The organism is Mesorhizobium sp. M7A.F.Ca.CA.002.09.1.1, from assembly GCF_003998555.1.
GTDB lineage: Bacteria > Pseudomonadota > Alphaproteobacteria > Rhizobiales > Rhizobiaceae > Mesorhizobium > Mesorhizobium ciceri.
In genome coordinates this window covers 1-4,795 of record NZ_RZRR01000408.1, presented here as the reverse complement: position 1 = coordinate 4,795, position 4,795 = coordinate 1, and the positions used below count along the sequence as shown (strand labels likewise).

Sequence of the window (4,795 nt, the reverse complement as noted above, 5' to 3'; positions counted from 1 at the left end):
ATAAGCCGGCAAAGCGAAAAACGGCGGGCAACCTGCCTGTTGCCCCGCTCCGATCGATGTTCTCGGCGGCCTTGCGGGCAGAATGCTGGAAACAGTAGCAAAAATGCCTGTTCGTCGCTATCTGGATGGGACATGGATCGTTTGTGCGCGGCGCAAGCGACGCAAGGCGAGTTGGAAACAGGATCATGGCGGCAAGGGATGTGCTGACGAAAAACCAGCTGTGCGTGCTCGAGAAACTCGAGACCGCCAGCGGACCGCTCAGTGCCTACACCTTGCTCGACCAATTGCGCGAGCGCGGTTTTCGCGCACCGCTCCAGGTCTATCGCGCGCTCGACACGCTGGTGAAGTCAGGTTTCGTGCATCGGCTTGAAAGCATCAATTCCTTCGTCGCCTGCGCCGAGCCGCATGACCACAGCCATTCGATGACTGCCTTCGCCATTTGCGACACATGCGGGCAGGTCACCGAAATGTCAGACCACGATGTCGGCCACAGCTTGGACGAATGGGTGCGCTCCACCGGCTTCGCCGCCAAGAAGGCGGTGATCGAGTTTCGCGGGACATGTGCCAAGTGTTTGGCTGAGGCGGCTTGAGGTGAGTTGAGATTCAGATGATGCCGGCCTGCAAATGGCGGCTTCCTGCCGCTTCCGGTGCTCACGTACGAAAAGTACGCTCCGCTCCGGTTCTCGGAATCCACCATTTTCGGCTCGGCCTGATCTGAATCTCAACACAACTTGCGTTGGTGCTAATGCGCCTCGTCCCAGTTGTTGGCGGCTCGCGCGTCGACATGCAGCGGCACCGACATTGAGACCGCCGGCATCGCCGCGTTTTCCATGACATGACGCACGACCGGGATCGTCGCCTCGACTTCCGCCTCGACGGTCTCGAAGATCAGTTCGTCATGCACCTGCAGCAGCATGCGTGCCGAAAGGCCTGCTTTTTCCAGCGCCTCCTCCATGCGGATCATGGCACGGCGGATGATGTCGGCGGCGGTGCCTTGCAGGCGGGCATTGATCGAGGCGCGTTCGTTGAAGGCGCGGAGCGAGGGGTTGGACGATCTTATGTCGGGGTAATGGATGCGGCGGCCGAAGATCGTTTCGACAAAGCCGTGCTCGCGGGCATAGGCCTTGGTCTCCTCGATGTAATCGCGGATGCCGGGGAAGCGCTCGAAATATTTCTTGATGTAGTTGCCGGCTTCCTCGCGCGGGATCGACAGCTGGTTGGCGAGACCGAAGGCCGAAATGCCGTAGATGATGCCGAAATTGATCGCCTTGGCGCGGCGGCGAACCTCCGAGGGCATGCCTTCGACCGGCACGTTGAACATCTCCGACGCGGTGATGGCGTGGATGTCGGCGCCGTCGGCGAAAGCCTGCCGCAGTTGCGGGATCTCGGCGACATGGGCGAGCACCCGCAATTCGATCTGGCTGTAGTCGGCCGAGACCAGCCGATGGCTCTTGTCGGTGATGAAGGCGGTCCTGATCTTGCGGCCCTCGGCGGTGCGCACCGGGATGTTCTGCAGGTTCGGATCGGAGGATGACAGGCGTCCCGTCGTCGTAGCGGCCAACGCGTAGGAGGTGTGGACGCGCTTGGTGTCGGGGTGGATGAAGCCGGGCAGCGCATCGGTATAGGTCGATTTCAGCTTGGTCAGCTGGCGCCAGTCGACGATCTTGCGCGGCAGTTCGTGACCTTCGGCAGCGAGATCTTCGAGAAGCTGCGCCGAGGTCGACCACTGGCCGGTCTTGGTCTTCGAACCGCCGGGCAGGCCCATGCGCCCGAACAGGATGTCGCCGAGCTGCTTTGGCGAACCGATGTTGATGCGTTCGCCGATGAGCTGGTAGATTTCCTCTTCGAGGCGAGCGGCGCCCTGCGCCAATTCGCCGGAGAGCCGCGAGAGGATCTGCCTGTCGACCGAGATGCCGCGCTGTTCCATGCGCGCCAGCACCGGCACCAGCGGCCGCTCCAGCCGCTCATAGACCGACACCAGGCCCTTGGCGGCAAGCCGCGGTTTCAGCACCAGCCAGAGCCGCAGCGTCACATCGGCGTCTTCGGCGGCATGAGCCGTCGCCTTGTCGATGTCGACCTGATCGAAACCGACCGAGCTTTTGCCCGAGCCGGTCACGTCCTTGAGCTGAAGAGGAGTATGACCGAGCCACTTTTCGGCAAGCGCATCCATGCCGTGACCATGGGGCGTACCGGCATCGAGCACGTAGGAGATCAGCATGGTGTCGTCGAACGGTGCGACATCGATGCCGTAGCGGCTCATGATGACAAGATCGTATTTCAGGTTCTGCGCGATCTTGAGAACCGATCTGTCTTCGAGCAGCGGTTTCAGCACCGCCAGCGCCTCGCGCAGCGGAATCTGGTTTTCGAGCGCGCCACCACCGAGCAGGTCGCCATTGCCGCTCATGTGGGCGAAGGGAATGTAGGCGGCGCGTCCGGGAGCCGTGGCGATGGCCATGCCGATCAGTTCCGCCTGCATCGGATCGGCGGATGTCGCCCTGACGTCGAAGGCGGCGATGCCAGCCTCCCGTGCCTCGGCGACCCAGGCTTTCAGGGTCGAGATATCGCGGATGCAGTGATAGGCCGAAATGTCGATCTTGCCGGTGGCCGCGCGCTCCAGCCTTAGTGCCGCGAGCAGGGAGGGGGTATCGCCTTGTTTTGACGTCTCCGCCGTCCCGCCGGCTTCGTCCGGTTCAGTGCCAGGCGCGTTTCGGGCAACCGGCGGCAAACCGGCGCCAACGTCCGGGCCATGGGCATGATCGGCGCGTTCGACGGTGACCGCGACGGCCTGGACGTCGCCGGCCTCGGTGCTGGTCGCTTCCGCGACACGGCGGGTCAGCGAGGTGAATTCCATGGTCTTGAGGAAACCGATCAGCTTCGGGCCGTCGGGCGCGTGCAGGACGAAATCCTCCAGACCCTCGGTCACCGGTACGTCGTTCATCAGCGTCACCAGCTGACGAGAAATGCGCGCCTTGTCGGCGTTGGCGATGATCGATTCCCGGCGCTTGTCCTGCTTGATCTCGCCGGCCCGGGCCAGCAGCGTGTCGAGGTCACCGAACTGTTCGAGCAGTTGCGCCGCCGTCTTCGGCCCGATGCCGGGCACACCAGGCACATTGTCGACCGAATCGCCGGTCAGTGCCTGCAGGTCGACCATCTTCTCCGGCGGCACGCCCCATTTCTCGATGACCTCCGGAATTCCGATCTGGCGGTCCTTCATCGGGTCGTACATGGCGACCGTATCGCCAACCAGTTGCATCAAATCCTTATCGGAGGAGATGATGGTGGTATCGCCGCCGGCTTCGCAGGCGAGCCTCGCATAGGTGGCGATCAGATCGTCAGCCTCGTAGCCTTCGATCTCGACGCAGGGCAGGTTGAACGCCCTGGTCGCCTGGCGGATCAGGCCGAATTGCGGGATCAAATCTTCCGGCGGTGCCGAGCGGTTGGCCTTGTATTCGGGGTAGAGGTCGTTGCGGAAGGTTTTTGACGAATAGTCGAAAATGACGGCGAAATGCGTCGGCACGATGCCTACATCGGTATTGCGGGCGTCGAGCATCAGCTTCCACAGCATGTTGCAGAAGCCGGAAACGGCGCCGACCGGCAGGCCGTCGGATTTGCGGGTCAGCGGCGGCAGCGCGTGATAGGCACGGAAGATGTAGCCGGAGCCGTCGACAAGGAAGAGATGATCGCCTTTTTTCATGCCGGCAGGGATAGCGCGGCGCGGCGGCTTGGTCCATGCCAAAGGCAGCCTCGACTATCGGTTCCGGCAACACCCTGACAGATCGCCGTCACCCTGCTCACGCCCATGTTACAAAACTGTAATTTTCGTGCCCTTGAATCGCCACGTTCAGAGACCCAAATACACGTCATCGGCAGTTTTCGCCGAGTCCGGAGCAAGGCCCGTCCCCCGCCTATCCCGGACACCTGCGGCAGCCTATCCCCCCTCTCCGGGCTGCCGCATCGTTTCGAGTAGAAGGCCGCCGTGGTTCCCCCTCCACCACGGCGGTCTTTTTTTGCCTCGCAGAGACGTTTGCAGCCCGTGGTCCAATGATCGCGGGCTTTTCGTTTTCCCGTCATGCCTTTACGGTTCCGGTTCTGAATCGAAAGGCTTCACATATGTCCGCAGTTTCCCCCGTCCTCGACCGTCTCGACAAGAATCTCGACCAGAGCCTCGAGCGCCTGTTCGGCTTGCTCAGGATCAAGTCCATCTCCACCGATCCAGCCTATGCCGCCGACTGCCGCAAGGCGGCGGAATGGCTGGTGGCCGAACTCGAGCTGATCGGCTTCGACGCCAGCGTTCGCGACACGCCCGGCCACCCGATGGTGGTTGCGCACCATGACGGCCCGGCCGGTTCGCCGCATGTGCTGTTTTACGGCCATTATGACGTTCAGCCGGTCGACCCGATCGAATTGTGGGAAAGCGATCCGTTCGCGCCTGCTGTCAAGGAGGTCGGGCCGGACCACAAGGTGATCGTCGGTCGGGGGTCGGCCGACGACAAGGGCCAGTTGATGACCTTCGTCGAGGCTTGCCGCGCCTGGAAACAGGTGCATGGCAATCTGCCTTGCCGCATCACCATCCTGTTCGAGGGCGAGGAGGAATCCGGTTCGCCTTCGCTGAAGCCGTTCCTCGAGGCCAATGCCGGCGAACTCAAGGCCGATTTCGCGCTGGTCTGCGATACCGGCATGTGGGATCGCGACACGCCGTCGATCTGCGTCGGATTGCGCGGGCTGGTGGGTGAGGAGATCACGGTGAAGGCCGCCGACCGCGACCTGCATTCGGGCCTCTATGGTGGTGCCGCCG

3 protein-coding genes are annotated in these 4,795 nt (G+C 62.6%); 2 read left to right on the top strand and 1 reads right to left on the bottom strand.

The window, feature by feature from the left end:
• Positions 1-185 precede the first annotated feature (185 nt).
• Entirely contained in the window at positions 186-590 is a 405-nt protein-coding gene (locus EN994_RS18180) for a Fur family transcriptional regulator (protein ID WP_013529546.1), read from the top strand.
• 152 nt (positions 591-742) lie between these two features.
• On the opposite strand, the gene polA is transcribed toward EN994_RS18180, so the two are convergent.
• Entirely contained in the window at positions 743-3,694 is a 2,952-nt protein-coding gene (polA, locus tag EN994_RS18170; protein ID WP_063170336.1) for a DNA polymerase I, read from the bottom strand.
• A gap of 416 nt (positions 3,695-4,110) precedes the next feature.
• Here polA and EN994_RS18165 point away from each other — a divergent pair.
• On the top strand, positions 4,111-4,795 hold a 685-nt coding region (locus tag EN994_RS18165; protein WP_127307700.1), incomplete at its 3' end, for a M20/M25/M40 family metallo-hydrolase.

Coding starts and splice junctions, on each gene's coding strand:
- polA (WP_063170336.1), bottom strand. CDS start 3,694: ATGAAAAAAGGCGATCATCTCTTCCTTGTCGACGGCTCCGGCTACATC.
- EN994_RS18180 (WP_013529546.1), top strand. CDS start 186: ATGGCGGCAAGGGATGTGCTGACGAAAAACCAGCTGTGCGTGCTCGAG.